The sequence below is a fragment of the Tardiphaga sp. 285_C5_N1_2 genome (genome assembly GCF_052076065.1).
Classification (GTDB): domain Bacteria; phylum Pseudomonadota; class Alphaproteobacteria; order Rhizobiales; family Xanthobacteraceae; genus Tardiphaga; species Tardiphaga robiniae.
Genome location: NZ_CP197241.1, coordinates 957,405 through 975,702, shown reverse-complemented (window position 1 = coordinate 975,702; position 18,298 = coordinate 957,405). Strand labels below are relative to the sequence as shown.

At 58.7% G+C, this 18,298-nt stretch carries 18 protein-coding genes and 1 pseudogene; 6 read left to right on the top strand and 13 right to left on the bottom strand.

What is annotated here, in order from left to right; genetic code table 11:
• Positions 1–49 precede the first annotated feature (49 nt).
• Both AB7951_RS04615 and dinB read left to right on the top strand, forming a co-directional pair.
• A complete protein-coding gene (locus tag AB7951_RS04615; protein ID WP_439059605.1) occupies positions 50–319 on the top strand; it encodes a hypothetical protein in 270 nt (89 codons plus the stop codon).
• Positions 298–1,411 (top strand): annotated as a pseudogene (gene dinB, locus AB7951_RS04610) (DNA polymerase IV). The gene AB7951_RS04615 and the pseudogene dinB overlap by 22 nt, the downstream one beginning before the upstream one ends.
• A gap of 5 nt (positions 1,412–1,416) precedes the next feature.
• Here the strand turns inward: dinB and AB7951_RS04605 are convergent.
• On the bottom strand, positions 1,417–3,804 hold the full coding sequence (locus AB7951_RS04605; protein ID WP_441255700.1) for a PAS domain S-box protein: 2,388 nt from the start codon (positions 3,802–3,804) through the stop codon (positions 1,417–1,419).
• A gap of 161 nt (positions 3,805–3,965) precedes the next feature.
• On the opposite strand from AB7951_RS04605, the gene AB7951_RS04600 reads away from it, so the two are divergent.
• The gene (locus AB7951_RS04600; RefSeq protein WP_120286780.1) at positions 3,966–4,334 is read left to right on the top strand and encodes a hypothetical protein; all 369 of its coding nucleotides are present in this window, start codon (positions 3,966–3,968) and stop codon (positions 4,332–4,334) included.
• Positions 4,335–4,343: 9 nt separating this feature from the next.
• Here the strand turns inward: AB7951_RS04600 and xth are convergent, their stop codons facing one another.
• From xth to AB7951_RS04580, 4 genes are all read right to left on the bottom strand, one after another.
• Positions 4,344–5,114, bottom strand: coding sequence for an exodeoxyribonuclease III (gene xth / locus AB7951_RS04595; RefSeq protein WP_439061867.1), 771 nt, complete (start codon positions 5,112–5,114; stop codon positions 4,344–4,346).
• Positions 5,115–5,233: 119 nt separating this feature from the next.
• Complete coding sequence (locus AB7951_RS04590) at positions 5,234–7,489, bottom strand: molybdopterin cofactor-binding domain-containing protein (RefSeq protein ID WP_441255699.1); 2,256 nt, start codon at positions 7,487–7,489, stop codon at positions 5,234–5,236.
• 20 nt (positions 7,490–7,509) lie between these two features.
• Positions 7,510–8,523: an FAD binding domain-containing protein gene (locus tag AB7951_RS04585; RefSeq protein ID WP_120286783.1), complete on the bottom strand. Its 1,014-nt coding sequence runs from the start codon at positions 8,521–8,523 to the stop codon at positions 7,510–7,512.
• Positions 8,520–9,029: a (2Fe-2S)-binding protein gene (locus AB7951_RS04580; RefSeq protein WP_439061869.1), complete on the bottom strand. Its 510-nt coding sequence runs from the start codon at positions 9,027–9,029 to the stop codon at positions 8,520–8,522. The genes AB7951_RS04585 and AB7951_RS04580 overlap by 4 nt, the downstream gene beginning before the upstream one ends.
• Positions 9,030–9,318: 289 nt before the next feature.
• Between AB7951_RS04580 and AB7951_RS04575 the strand changes: the two genes are divergently transcribed.
• A complete protein-coding gene (locus AB7951_RS04575) occupies positions 9,319–9,666 on the top strand; it encodes a hypothetical protein (RefSeq protein WP_439061870.1) in 348 nt (115 codons plus the stop codon).
• 120 nt (positions 9,667–9,786) lie between these two features.
• Here AB7951_RS04575 and AB7951_RS04570 read toward each other — a convergent pair whose 3' ends face one another.
• From AB7951_RS04570 to AB7951_RS04535, 8 genes are all read right to left on the bottom strand, one after another.
• Positions 9,787–10,395, bottom strand: coding sequence for a cysteine hydrolase family protein (locus tag AB7951_RS04570; protein ID WP_068738705.1), 609 nt, complete (start codon positions 10,393–10,395; stop codon positions 9,787–9,789).
• A 433-nt stretch (positions 10,396–10,828) separates the two neighbouring features.
• Entirely contained in the window at positions 10,829–11,167 is a 339-nt protein-coding gene (locus AB7951_RS04565; RefSeq protein ID WP_439059611.1) for a DUF3147 family protein, read from the bottom strand.
• Positions 11,164–11,643 carry a phosphatase PAP2 family protein gene (locus tag AB7951_RS04560; RefSeq protein WP_244499900.1) on the bottom strand — a complete coding sequence of 160 codons (480 nt, stop codon included), beginning with the start codon at positions 11,641–11,643 and terminating at the stop codon, positions 11,164–11,166. Before AB7951_RS04560 ends, AB7951_RS04565 begins: the two co-directional genes overlap by 4 nt.
• Before the next feature lie 152 nt (positions 11,644–11,795).
• Entirely contained in the window at positions 11,796–12,071 is a 276-nt protein-coding gene (locus AB7951_RS04555; RefSeq protein WP_068738714.1) for a SemiSWEET family sugar transporter, read from the bottom strand.
• Positions 12,072–12,112: 41 nt separating this feature from the next.
• Positions 12,113–12,973, bottom strand: coding sequence for an SDR family oxidoreductase (locus AB7951_RS04550; protein WP_068738716.1), 861 nt, complete (start codon positions 12,971–12,973; stop codon positions 12,113–12,115).
• 111 nt (positions 12,974–13,084) lie between these two features.
• Positions 13,085–13,246: a DUF2934 domain-containing protein gene (locus AB7951_RS04545; protein ID WP_081422126.1), complete on the bottom strand. Its 162-nt coding sequence runs from the start codon at positions 13,244–13,246 to the stop codon at positions 13,085–13,087.
• 690 nt (positions 13,247–13,936) lie between these two features.
• Entirely contained in the window at positions 13,937–14,152 is a 216-nt protein-coding gene (locus AB7951_RS04540; RefSeq protein ID WP_081422127.1) for a hypothetical protein, read from the bottom strand.
• A gap of 96 nt (positions 14,153–14,248) precedes the next feature.
• Positions 14,249–14,473: a hypothetical protein gene (locus AB7951_RS04535; protein WP_439059613.1), complete on the bottom strand. Its 225-nt coding sequence runs from the start codon at positions 14,471–14,473 to the stop codon at positions 14,249–14,251.
• A 694-nt stretch (positions 14,474–15,167) separates the two neighbouring features.
• On the opposite strand from AB7951_RS04535, the gene AB7951_RS04530 reads away from it, so the two are divergent.
• Together AB7951_RS04530 and AB7951_RS04525 are read left to right on the top strand one after the other, a co-directional pair.
• Positions 15,168–17,090: a PAS domain S-box protein gene (locus tag AB7951_RS04530; protein ID WP_441256109.1), complete on the top strand. Its 1,923-nt coding sequence runs from the start codon at positions 15,168–15,170 to the stop codon at positions 17,088–17,090.
• Positions 17,091–18,056: 966 nt separating this feature from the next.
• Positions 18,057–18,266: a hypothetical protein gene (locus AB7951_RS04525; protein WP_439059614.1), complete on the top strand. Its 210-nt coding sequence runs from the start codon at positions 18,057–18,059 to the stop codon at positions 18,264–18,266.
• The last annotated feature ends 32 nt before the right edge of the window (positions 18,267–18,298 follow it).

Sequence of the window (18,298 nt, the reverse complement as noted above, 5' to 3'; positions counted from 1 at the left end):
TGCCTGCCCTGTAAGATCGTAGTCCAAGGCCTGAAGAAGGATGCACCAGATGCGCATAATGTGGATCGCCGTACTTGCCATCATGCTGCCCGCTGCCGCGCTGGCGCAAGACATCACGCAGCGCCCCGTCCGAACCGAACGCATCTCAGGCACTCCAGTGGGCGTCGGCCTCTATGAGGTCGCTCCAGACGGCACCGTTCTGATCGACTGGCGCGCCGTCGAGGCGGCGGCCGATGGACCGGCCGATCGCGCATCCACTCCGGTTGCGAAGGCGATGCTGGCGATCAGAGACGGCAAATGGAAACCGATGGCCCGGTGACGAACGACGTCGCGCCGGAAATCCGACAGCGTAAGATCATCCATATCGACATGGATGCCTTCTACGCGTCAGTCGAACAGCGGGATAATCCAGAGCTTCGCGGCAAACCTGTCGCCGTCGGCGGCTCTCAGGAGCGCGGGGTCGTGGCAGCAGCGAGTTACGAAGCCCGCAAGTTCGGCGTCCGCTCGGCGATGCCGTCCGTTATAGGCCAAACGTCAGTGTCCAGATCTAATCTTCGTGAAACCGCGCTTCGAGGTCTACAAGGCTATTAGCCAGCAGATCCGAGAGATCTTCGCCGAGCACACGCCGATCATCGAACCGCTGTCGCTGGACGAGGCTTATCTGGATGTTACCGAGAACCTTCAGAGCATCCCACTGGCGCGCGACATCGCTCTGGCGATCCGCACTAAAATCAAAGCCGAGACAGGGCTCAATGCCTCCGCCGGCATCTCTTACAACAAGTTCCTGGCCAAACTCGCCTCCGACCATCGCAAGCCAAACGGTCAGTACGTCATCTCTCCGGAGATGGGCCCGGCCTTCGTGGAGACCCTGCCCGTCGGCAAGTTCCACGGCATCGGACCGGCGACTGCGGCTAAATTCAACGCATTGGGTATCCAGACAGGACTAAACATCCGGAACCAGTCGCTGACGTTCCTGGAGGCACACTTCGGCAAAGCCGGGACCTATTACTACTGGATATCACGCGGCATCGAAGAGCGTCCTGTCCGCGCCAACCGCATGCGGAAATCCGTCGGCGCCGAGAACACTTTCTCCGACGACCTCACCGAGTTCGACGCCATGATTGCCGCGCTGCAGCCCCTCGTCGACAAAGTGTGGCAACACTGTGCGAACACAGGGAACCGCGGACGAACCGTCACGCTGAAGGTGAAGTACGCTGACTTCGAGATCATGTCACGAAGCCAATCAATGCCGACAGCCGTATCAAACCGCGAAGAGCTCGAACGGGTCGCGGCATCACTTCTCGAACGCTCGATGCCACTGCCGAAAGCAGTGCGGCTGCTCGGTGTGTCGCTATCGACACTTCGGACGAAGGGGGACGACGCGCAATCCCAGTTCCAATTACCAATCTAGCAGCGCTAGGCCGATTCAGTCCGTCGGTCAGTGATCGCCTTGCGCAGCGTGCGCGACAAAAGCTCAACCGAATACGGCTTCTGGATGAGTTCAAAGCCTGTATGGGCGTTTTCGGCTAGAACGTGGCTGTAGCCACTTGTCAGAACGACCGGCAATCCAGGGTATTGGTCGCGGATAATCGTGGCCATCTCCACCCCGTTCATGCCGGGCATGATGACGTCCGAAAACACAAGGTCGAATGCGAATTCGTCCTTGGCTAGAACGTCCAGTGCCGCGGAAGCTGACGTCACCCAGTCGGTTGCGTATCCGAGATCCTGCAGAAGCTCTGTCGAGAATCCCCCGACATCCGTATTATCCTCGACAACAAGAACACGGTGCCCCCGCCCGCTTGTCGCTGCGCTTGCTAATGGCGGCGCGCTGCTTTCGACTTCGGCGCCAGTTTCGGCCCGCGGCAGATAAATTGTGAACGTCGCGCCCGCTCCAAGCGTGCTGTTGACGCCGATCTCGCCGCCCGTCTGTTTGGCGAACCCGAAGGCCTGACTCAAGCCGAGGCCCGTTCCTTTTCCCACGTCCTTGGTCGTGAAAAATGGTTCGAAGATCGCATCCAGGTACTCGCTAGCTATGCCGACGCCAGAGTCAGTTACGGAAACCGCGATGAAGTCGCCCTCCCTCAAAGGATGAGAACGCATCCCCGGGATCGAACCCACTGCCGCGACACCAATGACGAGGCGCCCTTCGCCGTTCATGGCGTCGCGTGCATTAACAGCGAGATTGACCAACGCGGTTTCGAACTGCGTTATATCGGCCATGGCGAACTGGTCGGCAGTCTGAACTTCCAGATCAATCTGAATCCGGCCGCCGACCAGTGGTCGGATCAGATTCGCCACGCTCGCGACCTGCGTACCAACATTGAAGACGCGCGGAGCGAGCGGCTGTCGGCGAGCGAATGCAAGCAACTGTCCGGTCAGCTTGGCCGCACGGTCAACAGTATCGGAAATCGCGTCGATATACCGCCCTCGTCTCTCCTCTGGAAGATCGCGCCGACGAAGAAAATCTGTGGCTGACCTGATAATCGTCAGGAGGTTATTGAAGTCGTGCGCCACGCCTCCGGTGAGTTGTCCTACCGCCTCCATCTTCTGAGCCTGGCGCAGAGCGTCCTCGTTCCGGCGACGCTCCGTCACATCGACGGCCTCTGCCAAGACGGCTGTAATCCTACCTCCACTGCCGAATACTGGGCGCATGGCGAGGTCGAGATGCCGCTCCGCGCCGGATAGGTTCAATTGAACTTCGGCGCGCCACGCATCGCCGCTCAGAGCGGTTTTAAACGCGCTGAGAACTCGTTCGGGCATACGGTGCGTCGCAGTAAACCAGGGCGTATCCCAGAACGGCATCCCGAGCACCGTCTTCGCTTCCACCGCGATGGCGGCAAGTGCGACCGCATTCGCGAAAACGAGCGTACCATCGAGCGCGAGCAATCCCTGATACTGGTTGGTCGTCTCCAAAATGGCTCGTAAATGAGCCTCGTGGGTATGAAGTTGCGCGGTTCGCTCTTCAACCCGCCGTTCAAGCACCTCATTCAACCCACGCAGTTCGATCTCTGCTTCTTTTGCAATCGTGATGTCGTGGGCAACCCCAATAAAGCCGATATGCTTACCCGCCGGGTCCCATCGGGGTTGCGATTCGGATCTGACCCAACGCCACACGCCATCCGCACGTCGATATCTGCTTTCCAGCACGAACGGCTTTAGGGATGCCTCACCTGCAATGCTCTCGCGCACGACGCGCGCCATATCGTCCGGGTGAAGGATGGTCCTCCAATCGAAAGCCAACGCTTCTTCATATTCAAGGCCAAGAAATTCCAGGTAGGCTTTGTTTGCGAAGGACCGCGTCCGATCAAGACGTGTCACCCACATCGGGACTGGCGCACTGTCGGCGATCAATCGGAACCGCTCTTCACTCTCGCGTAGCGCCTCTCTGGCGATCGCACGTTCCGTGATATCGATATGAGCGCCGATCATCCGCAGCGGTCGGCCTTCTGGATCACGCTCGATACGCGCCTCTGCTACGATCCAGCGAATTTCCCCGTCGCTGGGCCGAATGATGCGATACTCCGAAGAATAACGTTCCGCATCGCTATTCAGAAGGTCCAGAAATTGCCGCTCAGCGCGCTCCCGGTCGTCCGGATGAAGCCTGGCGACCCAGTCTTCATGTGTCTCGTTTGCAGCTTCAGGGGGTAACCCGTGTATGGCGAGATATTCAGGTGATCGTCGGTTCTGAAATCCATCGCGCAGGTCGACGATCACACCGCCGACTTTCGCGATCCGTTGGACCTCCGCGAGTTCGCTTTCCCGATCGCGCAGGGCCTGTTCGGACGCTGTCAGTTCTTTCGCCACGGCTTCCTCGCCATCATGCGGCGGTCGGCCGCTCTCACACTGTTTAGCAAGGCGCAGGGGGAAAGTCCGCTAAAACAGCGTGCCCTCGGAGATCGCAACTCAATAACATGACGCAGAGTTCCAACTTCTCGCGGTCTGGCATTTATGCTAAACATTATCTTATGAAGAAAACGACAGTAGCAAAGCAAAAATCAAAAGGCCGACCTGCGACCGGCCAAACGCCAATGCTCGGCTTTCGCGCCGCAGACGAACTACGCGGCAGGATTGTTCATTGGGCCGAGTTTCAGCCGGACACTCCGAAACTCTCAGAAGCTGTGCGCCGCCTTGTCGAACTGGGCCTTACCGTTAAACCGTCTCGCAGAAAGAACGTCGCTCATAGAGCCCGTGCCAGTGAGATGGCCGCCGGCGCAATCGACAAGCTGACGGACAAGGGCGCCAGTGCGGACGATCAGGCCAGTCGGAAGCGGCGCCTGCTCAAAGGGCCCGAGGAATTCCGCGACGTCCGGGTCGATCGGAAAGCAAAAAAGTAAGGCGTAGCGCTACTTCAGCACTATCCACGCTGGAGCATGGTCGCTTGGATCCAGCTTGCCGCGCACCTTTCGGTCGACACCGGCCTGCGCAAGCCGCGGGCTCAGCGCAGGACTGAGAAGCAGATGGTCAATGCGAAGGCCAGCGCCACGCTCGTAGCGGTTCCGCCAATACGACCAGAACGTATACATCGGCTCATCCGGATGCTGTTCGCGCAGTGCATCGATCCACCCCTTCTCGAGGAGCTTGCCGAACGCCGCCCTACTTTCCGGCTGCACGAGCGCATCCTTGTCCCACGACTTGGTCGGGTAGATGTCGAAGGGCGTTGGCACGATGTTGAAGTCGCCGGCGATAACGGCAGGAGCACCGGACTTGAGCAGCTTGCCGGCGTGGGCGTTCAGACGCTTCAGCCAGGTGAGCTTGTAATCGAACTTCGGTCCCGGCTGCGGATTGCCGTTGGGTGCGTAGACGCAGCCAACGAGAACGCCGTCGACGGCAGCCTCGATGTATCGGCTTTGCTCGTCGCTCTCGTCACCAGGCAACCGCCTGCGCGTTACCACGATCTTGGATTCTCTAGCGAGGATTGCGACGCCATTCCAAGTCTTCTGCCCAACCCACTCGGCAAAATAGCCCGCCTTACGCAACGCACTTTCCGGGAATTCGGAATTGGCGGCCTTCAACTCCTGAAGACAGGCCACATCCGGTTTCGACGACTTCAACCATGCCAGCAGATTGGGCAATCGCTTGTTGATATTGTTCACGTTGAAGGTAGCGATCTTCACGCGCTCTCCTGATCCGAGGCTTACGGACATTTAGCTCAGTCATGCAGCGGCCCGGGCTCCAAAGCCGACAAGTGAAGCCCCATCGGCGTATGCCACCGTTGGGTCTGTACGAGATGAACTCAGGAAGGTCGTGGAGCATTCAAAATCTTGTCAATCGTGATGGGAAAATCACGCACCCGCACACCAGTTGCGTGAAAGATCGCATTAGCGACGGCAGACGCGGCTCCCACGATGCCGATCTCGCCCAGGCCCTTGACGCCAAGAGGGCTGACCTTGTCGTCCTTTTCATCGACGAAGATCACTTCAATATCCTCGATGTCGGCATGGGCCGGAACGTGATATTCGCCGAGATTGGCATTCATAATCTTGCCGAGGCGATGATCCGTCATGGCTTCCTCGTGAAGCGCCATGCCGATTCCCATCACCACACCGCCTAGGATCTGGCTGCGGGCCGTCTTGGGATTAAGGATCTTGCCCGCCGCCGCCGCGCACACGACGCGCGTCACGCGAACGACCCCCAGATCTTCATCCACGCGCACTTCCGCGAACACGGCGGAATTCGTGTAGCTGATATATTTCAGCATCTGCCGCAGGTTCGGGCTGACTTTGCCCTGCTCGGTGATTTCCGTGAGCTCGGCGGCGTGCATGACTTCGAAAACGGAAAGCCCGCGCGCCGGATCATCCTTCCGGAAGATGCGTCGATCCCGAACCTCGACGTCTTCGAAACTTGCATCCGCAAGAGGCGAATTGGCCATCTTCCTGGCTTGCTTGAACAGAGAATGCTTGACCGCCTCACATGCGGCCTGAACTGCCGAGCCGTTCGACGCTGCGGTCCACGAACCTCCTTCGACCGGCGACATCGGCAGAGTCGAATCGCCGATCCTGGCCTGAACGTCTTCGAGTGGTAATCCGAACGCTTCGGCGCCGATCTGGGTCAGGATTGTCCAGGTCCCAGTGCCAATATCGGACGCCGCCGTTGCCACCTCCAGCGTCCCGTCCACCTTGAGAGTCGCAGTGGCCTGGGCCTTTTGCAGGAAGGCGTCCCACATTCCCGTTGAGACGCCCCATCCAATCAGCTCGCGACCCTCCTTCATGGCACGCGGCTTGGGGCTTCGCTTCTCCCATCCAAATGCCGCAGCGCCCTCGCTGTAGCATTCCAGAAGCGCCTTGGATGTGAACTGCTTGTTGGTGTTTTCGTCCTTCGAGGCGAAATTGATCCGCCGAATTTCAAGCGGACCGATACCGAGTTCGTATGAAAGTTCATCGAGCGCGCATTCGAGCGCTGTCACGCCGATGGCTGCGCCGGGTGCGCGCATGTCACACGGCGTGGCCGTATCGAGCTTGGCAAGCTGATAGGTCAGCTTGACGTTGTCGCAGTGATACATCATGCCCGACCAATTGACGACAGCCTCCTGATAATCCTCGTAACGGGAGGTCGAGGCAACGGCATCATGCATGATCGACTGCAGCCGCCCATCGCGATCGGCGGCGAGCGAGACGGTGTGGTAACTGTCCGGCCGGTAGCCGATATGAAACATCTGAGCACGCGTCAGCGACACCCGCACCGAGCGTTCAAGTTCGAGACTGGCCATGACGGCGAAGAACAATTGGTGCTGCGGCCGCAAGCCGGCGCCGAATGCCCCGCCCACATATTGATTGACCAGGCGGACATCCTTGCTGCGCAGGCCGAACACTGAGGTGACATAGCCCTGCGCATTCTGGGAGCCCTGCGTCTTGTCATAGATCGTCAGCTTGCCGTCGCCCTCGAACACGCAGGTGGTGGCGAACATCTCCATCGGATTGTGGTGCTCGGCATTGATCCGGTAATCGCGGCTGATCTTGACGGGCGCATTTTGAAACGCCTGCTCGGCATCGCCGCGCGGGTCCGGTGGCGGCGGAATACCGCTACGCTTCTTCGGAGGAACATAGGCCTCTGCCCGCTTCGCCTCAAGCTCGGTACAATGCGCATCGACATCATAGGCAATGCGAACCAGGGAGGCCGCATCGCGCGCGGCCTCGAACGTTTCGGCGACAATCAACGCGACCGGCTGACCGTCAAACAGGATACGGTCCGAATTCAGCGGCCGGAACGGATGGCCAGGAGGCGCGACTTCGTCCCGCCAGCTACGATCAAGCCATGCCGCCTTGCTGCGATTTTCGTGCGTGAAGATTTCGACGACGCCTGGAAACTGCCTTGCTGCATCCAAGTCCATCGCCGCGATCCGTCCAGCGGCGGTCGTACTACCAACGATGTAGCCATAGAGCAGATCGTCAGCAGGATACTCCGCCGCGTAGTGCGCTTGGCCGGTCACCTTCAGTTTACCGTCGACCCGGTTGGTCGGACGTCCGATATGCGTGATTTCACCAACTGACATGCGATGGTCCCGTTAACTTTCTAGTGGATCGATTTGTCGGCCTGATCCTGCGGTGTGCCCGCAGCCGCCTGCTCCAGCGCACGAACGATAGCGCGGCGAGCAAGCTCGATCTTGAAGTCGTTGTCGCCCTGCCCCTTCGCATCACGAAGAATGAAATCAGCGACCTGCTTAAAGCTCTGGGTCCCGACTCGCTCGCCTTTCAGCGATCTTTCTGCGTCAAAATCCCGCCACGGCTTATGCGCGACCCCGCCGAGCGCGATCCGGACGTCCTGGATGATGCCCTCCTCCACACGCAGCGCGGCGGCGACGGAGATCAGCGCGAAGGCATAGGAGAGCCGGTCCCGGATCTTGAGATAGGTGTGATGGGCACCGAAGTCGGGCTTGGGGATAATGATCGATGTAATGAGCTCGCCGCCCTTCAGCGTGTTGTCGCGTTCGGGCTCTCCGCCGGGGAGGCGGTGGAAACCAGACATCGGAATCGATCGCTTGCCGTCCGGCCCCTCGACTTCGACGGATGCATCGAGTGCAGCCATCGCGACGCACATGTCCGACGGATGGACTGCAATGCAGCTATCGCTGGCGCCGAGAATGGCGTGAATGCGATTGACGCCGCCAATGGCGGAGCAGCCACTTCCGGGCTGTCGCTTGTTGCAGGCTGTCGACGGATCATAAAAATAATAACAGCGGGTTCGCTGCATCAGGTTTCCCCCGGCTGTAGCTGCGTTTCGCAATTGCGGCGATGCGCCGGCAAGAATGGCGCTTGACAGTATCGGCCACTTTTCCCGAACGTCTCGATGCCACGCCAGATCGGTATTGGTGACCAGCGCGCCGATGCGCAGCGCTCCACTGGGAGTGATTTCGATCGATTTGAGCGGAAGCCGGTTGATGTCGACCAGCCGCGACGGCTGCGCCACATCATATTTCATGAGGTCGACGAGATTGGTGCCACCCGCCAGCGCGCGCGCTGCAGGTTCATTCAGCGCCGCGATGGCATCGGCCACTGTGGCCGGGCGGATATATTCGAACCGGTTCATTCGGCGGCCTCCTTCGCCGCGATGCGCGGCATCAGCACGTCCTCGACCGCGTCGGCGATATTGGTATAGGCGCCGCAGCGGCACAGATTGCCGCTCATATGCTCGCGTATCTCGGCCCGACTACGGGTGTGGCCTTCCGCCAGCAGACCCGCCGCTGAGCAAATTTGGCCAGGCGTACAGTAGCCGCATTGAAACGCGTCGCGCTCGATGAAGGCGACCTGCAGCGGATGCAGTTCGCCATTCTCGGCCAGCCCTTCGATAGTGGTGATCTCGGCGCCGTCGCGCGACACCGCGAGTGCCAGGCACGAATTGACGCGTTTGCCATCGACGAGCACGGTACAGGCGCCGCATTGTCCCTGATCGCATCCCTTCTTAGTCCCGGTGAGCGAGAGGCGCTCGCGCAACAGGTCCAGCAGCGTCACCCACGGCTCTACTTTGAGTTCGTGCAACGTTCCGTTGATCGTCAGGAAAATTGGGATCTGTGGATGATGTGAGATCTGGTTCACGGGGCGCCTCGCTATGCGTTCGCCATCAGAACCATTCTAATCGTAGGATGTTCCGTTTTCTTCCGCCCTCAGGTCGGCTTGCCCGCACCGATCGGCGAGGCCAACCTTCCCGCTTCTGGCGTCTCACGCGCGCCGTCGGAAGGCCGCCAGGATGCTGTCGGGGAACCGCCGCGGGCAAATGGGTGAAGGAGAAGCGAGTGTTGTTCCACTGTTGCGCGATTCCCGCCAGGAACAACAAGCGAGCAAGTTAATTCATCCAGCTCGGGGCATGACAACGAACGAGGACGATATGAAGAAGACGTTGATAGCAGTTGCGGCAGCGGCACTGATGACTGCTCCTGCCGCATTCGCACAGAGCGGTGCAAATCCGAGCGCGCCTCAGGTCAATTCCGCAGGCAATGGCGTTACACAGCCAGGCACTACCAGTACGGGGACGGCAGTCGATCGCCCGACCTCGAGCACTCCACACGCGGCGCCGCACGCTGCAGGATCGCAGACTGGCAACAATGCCAGCTCCCTTAGTGGATCGAATGCAGCGACTGGAACTACCGGGTCTAACAGCTCTGCCGAAGGTCGCACTTCGGGCGGCGGTGGTGGTGGTGGTGGCGCAGGTGGTGGTGCCGGCGGCGGCAACTAGCGCGTGATGCCAACCAGAAGGAGACCCCGATGATCGGGGTCTCCTTTTTGTGGGTCTTGGTCGCCCGCGCCGGTGGCGCGCGCCAAACACTTCGCCCGCCCAGCCTAGCCCTGACTGCATTCAAGCCTGCGACCATCTTTCAAGGATCTCGGCACAATCTGCCAGTTCGATCTGTAGGTCGAAACGCCGGGCGTACAAGCCAAGTAAGGCATCGTGAGTTTCGTCAGCTGAGCTGCACATCGCATCTTGCGCAACGACGATGCGATAGCCCAGATCAACAGCACTCAGGATGGTTGAGAGAACGCAGACGTCAGTCTCCGCGCCGCTCACAATCAAGGTATTGACGTTACCGTCTTGCAGAATATCGTGAAGCCTTCCGTTCGAGAACGCAGAATACGCAGACTTGTCGAAGACAATCGCCGGTGGGACATGTCGCTGCAAAGGCGGCATAAGCTCGAGGAGGTGTGGGTCCAGACGTTCGCGCGTGACCAACCGCCATTTTCGGAAGTAGCTCTGCCACATCCCATTTGCATGCTCGGGCGACGCCGGGGGAATAAAGCGCGTAAAGACAGTCCGTGCCGGGTCACGTTGGACGAGGCTTTCCACCGCCGGCATGACACGTTCGAGCCAAGGTGTCGGCCAAGGCCCTTCGGGACCGAACAGCCTCTGCATGTCCAGACACAAGTGCACTGCCCGACTGGTGTCTATTCTTGATCGGAGCTCGCCCATCTCAGGTCCACGTCCTGCGAAGTCTCTTGTAAGTCCACCAGCAAGAACCTGCGGTCGCCGCCCATACCAGAGATGCCAGCGCCAAGCTGCTCCAGGGAGCCGCGGCATTTACGAGGAAGACTGTGAGAGCGAACGCAACGAGGCCCATGCTTCCCAGAGCCGCTCCAGCGGCCTCGAGCGCAGCGGCGTCTTCACCACGTCTCTTGCCCTGCAGGCCAATTTCCCTTTTGCGGCGCCTTTCGTGCGCCTCGACCAGCGTGGCACTGGCGCAGAGCATGGCTGGAAATGCCAGGAACAGACCTCCGACGCCCGGACCCCAACGTGTGCCGATCAGGCCAGTTATTGCAGTCGATGCTCCGCCCAGCAGGAACCGGACGATGTATTCGTACCAGCGACCATCGCTCAACGACGAGAATGAGGCTCGAACAAGCATTCAGCCCACCATCCCATAGAGGCCAAACGCGACTACCAGCCACAGGGGAAACCCGAGCAGGGTAACAGATAGAACTGACAACCCCGTGCGTTTGAGTAAACGGCACGTCACGAAGCTGAGCACGAGAAGAGCGGTCGCGCCGGCCATCATCGAAGCAGCCAGCGTAGAGACGTAGTCCGGTCCGTGCCTGGAGATTGCGAGCGCGAGCGAAACCAGGGCCACCGATGGCGCGGCGCCGAACAGTCCCGCGAAGGACTTAGGCCGTAACACGTCTCCGAGCAGCGCGAATATCGATACGACTGCCCCTCCAACGAAAAATCGGACGGCGTAATCCGTCATGGCGTCGTCGTCCCATTGCCGTAGCCGGTCCAGCGTCTCAATAGCCGATCAATCAGATATCCGCTGGCGAAGCCCGCGACCACATCGCTCGTCCAGTGCGCGAGAACATAGATCCTCGTCAGCGAGATACCGACCGCAGCCGTCCAGGTCAGCTCGCGATACGGCCGATCGAATGAGGATGCTGCGCTCGCGAGAGCCCCCATATGCATCGCGTGCCCCGAGGGGAACGCATCATTCGGGCGGCCTGAGATCGGTACTCCGTGTAGATGGCCAAGAATGGTGAGCCTATCCGGTCGACGTTGATTGAAAACATGCTTCAGTGCATGCGGCACAACGGCCGTGGCCACCGATGCCGCCAGAAAATGCGTACCGACAGTTCGCTTCCGGGGGGAGCCGCTACGCGACAGGAGCCAGAAGGCCGCTGCAGCAACAACGAGAACATGCTCGTCCGCGCCCCACGTCAGAGCTTCGGCCACTTGTTCGCTTGCGGCATGTGCGTGCCGAACGGCGGTTGCTGCGACCTCGCGATCAAGGAGAGTGGGTGGTACCATTATTGGCCGCATGGCATCTCCGTATGACCTAGATAACAGGCACTCTAAACCCTGATCATGCAGCCAGGTTCCGCTCCCTATGCAGAGTCCTCCCCGCGAATGTCTCGTATTTTACAGCCGAGCACGGTTGCTGTCAGCGCACAGCCGATACTGTTCGCCAGAACGATGATCCAGTCGCCCTTGAGTAGACCGTAGCCGATCCACAGACCCAGGCCTGATGTCAGCACCACAAGCATCTTGAGCGACAGATCTTTGGTTGAGCTCCGGGGCAATGCTTTCCGGACCTGTGGAATGTACGACAGCGAAGTCAGGACAGCGGCGAACCCTCCCACCCACGGCAAAATGCTGGACACCGATGAGACCCCACTGCTTTGCCGCGAAACGCTCGATCCGATTAGATGAAAGGTTTGCCGCCTGTAACGGCGATCGTGGCCCCGGAAACGTAGCTTGAGAGTGGATCTGCGAGCATCACGTAGGCGGTTGCAAGCTCTGCGGGCTGTCCGGGACGTTGCATCGGCGTCTGCTTGCCGAAATTTCTAACGGCTTCGTCTGGCATAGTGGATGGAATGAGCGGCGTCCAAATCGGTCCCGGTGCCACCGCGTTTGCGCGGATGCCCTTATCGGCCAACATCTGCGCCAAGCCGCCGGTGAAATTCTGAATGGCCCCCTTCGTCGTTGCATAGGCCAGCAAGGTGGGGTTCGGCATATCCGAATTGACCGACGCGGTATTGATGATCGCACTTCCGGGCTTCATGTGAGGCACGGCGGCCCTTGTCAGGTAGAACATTGCATAGATATTTGTCCTAAACGTCAAATCCCACTCGTCATCGGAAATGTCGCCGATGTCCTTGAAGGTCGCTTGATGCGCGGCGTTGTTAACGAGGATGTCGATCCCGCCCAATTCCCTTACCGCCTTATCGATAATCACGTCGCAATGGCGCCGATGCTGGATGTCACCTGGGACCATTATGGCCTTGCGGCCTTCGCGCTCGATTAAAGCTTTAGCTTCGAGGGCATCCTCGGTCTCATCGAGATAAGAAATCAAGACGTCGGCACCTTCGCGTGCGTAGGCCAACGCGACAGCGCGGCCGATCCCGCTGTCGCCACCGGTAATTACCGCTCTCATGCCCTGCAATCGACCACCCCCCTTGTAGCTGCTCTCGCCATGATCGGGACGAGGCTGCATGGCCTCCGTTCGGCCGGGCATCGGTTGTTTCTGGGAAGCAAACGGAGGCGCGGGATAAGAATGGGGCATGAACCAGCTCCTAGATAAGTGCCAATCGAAAACGCTTGATTGGATGCAGCGTTCCGCCGGTGGCGACATCGCCCGCCCAATGACGAAGGGGCGCTTGGGCAGCGCTTTTTCCTACTCTGGCATCGGTTTCGGGTCTTCGTCGCCAGGCGCATCGCTTTCGAGCTCGCTTTTGGCCTGGTGCCAGAAGTCATCGGCCTTACCTTCCGGGCGACCTTCCCTTTCCCAAAGTTTGTGAGCGTACTCTCGGATCTGTTCTTCAGAGTATCGGGGCATCGGCCTCTCCTCAAAAACGGATAATTGCGGCGGCGAATCGCTTTGGTACAGTCATGCAGGCGAGCGCATCGATCGCTATAATTGCTTGTGCGCTTAAGACGCCACTATGTGACCAGTTCCCCGTCCAAGAATATTCCGTTAGGACTGTCGCTCCCGAATGAACCTTTCTCTCGTCCGCGCAGCAAAGGCGCTGTCACGAAAGAAGGGACTCGCATGGCTTTTCGCGAATCCAGCCGGCTTTTTGGCCGCACCCTCACACCGGAAGCTGCCGAGCGTACCAACAGCTTAATGCCTCGATGGACGAGTTCATCCGGCTACTGCATACCAACGGCTATGACAGCAAAAGCTCCGCCACGTTTGGAGCGATGGCAGGGCCATCGGAACGGCCACCATGCGAACAGGACGCTCAACTTCAAGAGAGGTAGAAATGTAAGTCGTTTCCACATAACAGGCGGCAACCTGATCGGCGTCTCCAAGCGGGTACGTCGCCACCAGCTGACGGCCGGCTAGGTTTTGAAAAACAGGAAATATACAACGGCAAAGGCGGCCACAACTAAGCCAAGGCTCCAAATTAAAACGTTGCGAACCGACGGCCCTGGCTCGGCGCCGCGTGCTTTGCGCGCTGACTTTACTTCGGCGCCATCATCATCTCGTCCCAATTCATATCCTTTCACGCAGCTTGAGCCCCCGTCAATTTGTTGGACCGCCAAGCGCTGTCTTGTTTCCGGCTTCGCTGCTCGGGGCGCTGACATGGACTTCGTGTCCCTGGCGGATCGCAAGGGACGCTGCAGCCACGGCTGCTTCGAAAGCAGACTCTTTGGTCAGGAATTTCCCTTCCACGTCTCCATCGTGCAGAACGCCCCAGCCATCGTTAGATTCGATGACGGCATAAGTTGCTAAACCCATAGTGTCCTCCGGAATAACTGTCGGTCACAAGCCACTGCTAGATTCATGTCTGCCAAAAGCGTCGTGCTCGACGATCTCAAAAGGCAACGGGCCTAATCATTGCCGCCGTGCCAGTGCCCGGCCAATGAGAAATGCTGCCAACAACATACCGAGCGGAGCTTCACGCGTAAGCTTGCTTAGTATGTCGAGCGGCTTTCCGGGCTTTTTGCCTTCCTCGATTGCTTCTCCTATTGTTGATGCGACGGCTTTGACACCATCCGCCACGGCGGCCTTCAGATCAGACCATTGGTCACTTACACATGGCGTCTCTTGATCGGTCATGGCGCGTCCTCATCGGGTCGTTGCACAAGCACTCACTATGAGTATTGTTCCGGGCAAGACGGTTTTTCCCGGTCCAAGATCATTCCCGTTGCGCTTTGAAAACCTGGTCGGGCGGTTCGCGCGAGCCGGCGTCACGCAGAATAAGCGCTCTGCCGGGTAGCAACGGCAGGGCTCCAGCGCCGAGAATGTTGGGCCTAGGGAGCATCGCCTTACTTCTTCACGACTGGCGGGGACGCTTTAAGAAGATCGCAACCGACGCGTGGCATTTAAGAACCAAGTCAGCGATTATCGACGGCGAATCGTCCCGTTGGGGACGGCACAACAGATTTGTCCGTGCAGCAAAAGGCACTGCGAGCGGGCCGCCCTTCAGACCAACTAGCTGAACTGAGCGCCGTTCTCAGACCCAAGCCTGATCCTCATCGACAGAGCTCGCGCCCGCACAAGGTCGCGGCTTAGGCGATCCTCCGGCCGGCCGCCTTGCCCTCTTCTAGAAATTTGAATTTATCGCCGTAACGAGCGGCTAATCTGAGAAGGCAGAGACAATCCTTAAAGCAAACTTTGGTTCCAAATCTGACGGTAAAAGTGTTCTTGTGCCGCGTATGTGGGGGAGCCTACTCTGACCTGCGACTCCCGTGCCGCTAAACGATGGCAGTTATCGCCTCTACCAGAGGGATTGGTTCGCGGAAAGTGAATGATGCCAAAAACAAAAAACGACCGCAATCTTTTAGAAAGCGAACGCGCCTTCCGACTTCTCGTTCAAGGCGTCACAGATTATGCGATCTATCTGCTCGACCCCAACGGCATCGTATCAAACTGGAATGCAGGCGCCGAGACGATCAAAGGGTATGGCGCCGACGAAATCGTGGGCCAGCACTTCTCGGTGTTCTATCCGCCGGAGGATCGCGAAGCCGGACTTCCCGCCACCGCATTGGAGGCCGCACGCCGGAATAAGCGCTTCGAAGCGGAAGGCTGGCGGATGCGGAAAGACGGTACGCGGTTTTTCGCGTCCGTGGTTATCGACGCCATTTATGAAAACGATGTCCTTGTCGGCTTTGCCAAGATCACGCGGGACATCACCGAACGGATGCAAGCCCGCTCCGCATTGAGCGAAAGCGAAAATCTTTTTCGCCTGTTGGTGAGCAATGTCACGGACTATGCGTTATACATGCTTGATCCGGAAGGTCATGTCACCAGCTGGAACCTCGGCGGTCAGCGGATCAAAGGCTATCTTCCTGACGAGATTATCGGTCAGCACTTTTCGCGCTTTTATACCCCCGGCGACCGGGACGCTGGAAAACCAGCGCGTGCTCTCAGCATTGCACGTGAAAAGGGCCGTTACGAAGAAGAGGGCTTACGCGTCCGCAAAGACGGCACGTTCTTTTGGGCGAGTGTGGTCATTGATCCCGTCCGCAATGACGCAGGCGAGCTGATCGGGTTTGCCAAGATCACGCGCGACATCACAGAGCGACGTCAAGCAACGCAGCAACTTGAACGCATGCAAAAGCAGCTGGCGGAAGCGCAGAAAATGGATGCGCTCGGTCAGCTGACCGGCGGAGTGGCTCATGACTTCAACAACCTCCTTATGGCAATCACGGGTAACGTTCGGCTGATCAAACGGCATGCCATTGTCCCCCGCGTGATCGAGGCAGCAGGAGCGATTGAGGCAAGCGCTCGTCGCGGCGCGGCACTTACTCGTCAGTTGCTGACGTTTGCGCGGCGTCAGCAAGTCGCTCCGACGCTGCTCAATCTTGAAGAGACCGTGCAAGCTGTACGCGAGGTCTTGGCTACCGTTCTGGGTAGCGCGATCAAGCTCGAAATCTCCGTACCGGCCGGAGTTTGGCCAATCTTCGCGGATCCAACCGAACTCGAAACTGCACTCATCAATCTCAGCATCAACTCTCGTGACGCCATGCCCGACGGGGGCACCTTGACGATTACGGCAGCAAATTACCGGGTCAGGGATGGAGAGGATAAAGGCGAGTACGTGCAGATCAAGGTGGCTGATACCGGCGCAGGTATTCCCGAGGACGTCATTGCGAAGGTGTTCGATCCGTTTTTCACGACCAAACCCGTCGGCAAAGGAACAGGATTGGGACTCTCACAGGTGCATGGCTTTGCCAACCAGGCCGGCGGTCGTGTCGAAATCCAAAGCAAGCTCGGCGCTGGTACGGAAATCACCATTCGGCTTCCGCGTGGCGAAGGCCATGCAGGTGCGCACGAAGCAGAGGTTCTGGCCAAAGGCGCCGGCAATGTCCTTCTTGTTGAAGACAATCCGGATGTTGCCACCGCCAGCGCCGTATTTCTGGAAGAGTTGGGATATCGCGTGAAATGCGTACCGGACGCGGAGTCCGCATTGCGCGAGATCGAGCACGACGGCATCGACCTCGTTTTCAGCGATGTCGTGATGCCTGGAAAAATGGATGGTCTCGGCCTGGCCCGCCATCTTAGGCAGAATTACCCGAACATCCCCGTCGTTCTCGCAACGGGCTACAGTGAGGCAGCGCGGAAACTGGGCTCTGAATTTTTGCTGTTGCGAAAACCTTACGAGCTTCATGAGCTGAGTAGTGCCTTACAGACAGCCCTTCACCAAAGATCGAAGGGGGCTCTATTAAATTGAACCACAAACAATGCACCGGATCTTACGCCCACCTGTCTTGACTAGCGTCAGCCTCATCGGCTCATGACACTTTGCCTGCCATGGCGAGAGCCGATGGAGCAAGGCGAAGGTCCCTCATGGGTTCGCGATGCGGACGATGCCTTCGATTGCGTGGCCGTAATTTTATCTAAATGCAGAGTGTTGAGAACGCAGTTTAGATTGGAACGCATCTGCGAAATGAACGTAATAAGGGCGCCATGTCCCTTCTGTCAGACTCCACGTTGCAGATCGTCTTGCTTGCCGCCTTGTTCGTTGTCCTTGAGGGCCGCGGCGCCGTTTCGCGCCAGCTTTGCAACGTGCTTTTGAAGATCAAACTGTTTTCGCGTTCATCAGCGTGGAAGTGTTTGCCATGGTCACAAGGGACGGAACCACAATCCCCGGGATAGACGCCGAGCAGGTGGCTAAGCTTGAAATTGCACGTCGGATTTTGGAGCAGGCACGGGCTATCCTAGCAAAGGCGGCGAAGGACTAGGCCTCGCTCCCTCCTTCACGGCCTGCCCGGTTGCGCTCATCTTGCGGCCGGCGGTCGGCAACGGGACGCCAGCGGGCCCAGCGGATCGCCTTAATGGGGCGGGACTTCAGATCTTGGTGACGTTGACGCTGTCGGCCTGATTGCCGCCGCGGCAGTAGTAATAATTCGCATGGCAGGCGGCTCTGCTCGGTGGATGGACCAATGTCAGCGGTACATCTTGGGAACAACACTAACAATTTTCACTTGGTCATACAGTGACGTCGCCGGACGCTTGAACTCGCTTTCGCAGTCTCAACGATCAAGGTCGCCTAGCTCTCCGCGCCTTGAGCTTTGGCTTCTAACGACCTTTTCCGGCGTGCTTGCGCCTGGGCGATGCCTCGCTTGGATCTCTTTGGAGGCAGCGTCTTTGCCCACGATTCACCAGCAAAGGCCGTTAAGCGGCCGCGGAGTGTTTCATGAAGACTGCACTAGGAAGTGATCCGAGACTTAACGGCGATGGTCTCGTCGATCGTTTCAAAGATCAGTTGCTGATCGTTATGTTGAAGCGGCTTGGCGGCGGTCCATTACGGATTCCAGTCGAGGAAATGGACCGGACTGGAACGGACCTAGCGTCGTTTCGCCTTGTCGGCGACGACTTCGTCGTGAGTTTATTCAAACCGCATTAGGATGGCCGCGGCCCGCTGGCGCCTACGGCCCT

Excerpts from the sequence above, each read along its gene's own strand:
- AB7951_RS04615 (WP_439059605.1), top strand. The coding sequence starts at position 50 with ATGCGCATAATGTGGATCGCCGTACTTGCCATCATGCTGCCCGCTGCC.
- AB7951_RS04545 (WP_081422126.1), bottom strand. The coding sequence starts at position 13,246 with ATGCCCCGATACTCTGAAGAACAGATCCGAGAGTACGCTCACAAACTT.
- AB7951_RS04590 (WP_441255699.1), bottom strand. The coding sequence starts at position 7,489 with ATGTCAGTTGGTGAAATCACGCATATCGGACGTCCGACCAACCGGGTC.
- AB7951_RS04565 (WP_439059611.1), bottom strand. The coding sequence starts at position 11,167 with ATGACGGATTACGCCGTCCGATTTTTCGTTGGAGGGGCAGTCGTATCG.
- AB7951_RS04530 (WP_441256109.1), top strand. The coding sequence starts at position 15,168 with ATGCCAAAAACAAAAAACGACCGCAATCTTTTAGAAAGCGAACGCGCC.
- AB7951_RS04540 (WP_081422127.1), bottom strand. The coding sequence starts at position 14,152 with ATGGGTTTAGCAACTTATGCCGTCATCGAATCTAACGATGGCTGGGGC.
- AB7951_RS04550 (WP_068738716.1), bottom strand. The coding sequence starts at position 12,973 with ATGCCCCATTCTTATCCCGCGCCTCCGTTTGCTTCCCAGAAACAACCG.
- AB7951_RS04575 (WP_439061870.1), top strand. The coding sequence starts at position 9,319 with ATGAAGAAGACGTTGATAGCAGTTGCGGCAGCGGCACTGATGACTGCT.
- AB7951_RS04525 (WP_439059614.1), top strand. The coding sequence starts at position 18,057 with ATGAAGACTGCACTAGGAAGTGATCCGAGACTTAACGGCGATGGTCTC.
- AB7951_RS04570 (WP_068738705.1), bottom strand. The coding sequence starts at position 10,395 with ATGGGCGAGCTCCGATCAAGAATAGACACCAGTCGGGCAGTGCACTTG.
- AB7951_RS04585 (WP_120286783.1), bottom strand. The coding sequence starts at position 8,523 with ATGAACCGGTTCGAATATATCCGCCCGGCCACAGTGGCCGATGCCATC.
- AB7951_RS04600 (WP_120286780.1), top strand. The coding sequence starts at position 3,966 with ATGAAGAAAACGACAGTAGCAAAGCAAAAATCAAAAGGCCGACCTGCG.
- AB7951_RS04535 (WP_439059613.1), bottom strand. The coding sequence starts at position 14,473 with ATGACCGATCAAGAGACGCCATGTGTAAGTGACCAATGGTCTGATCTG.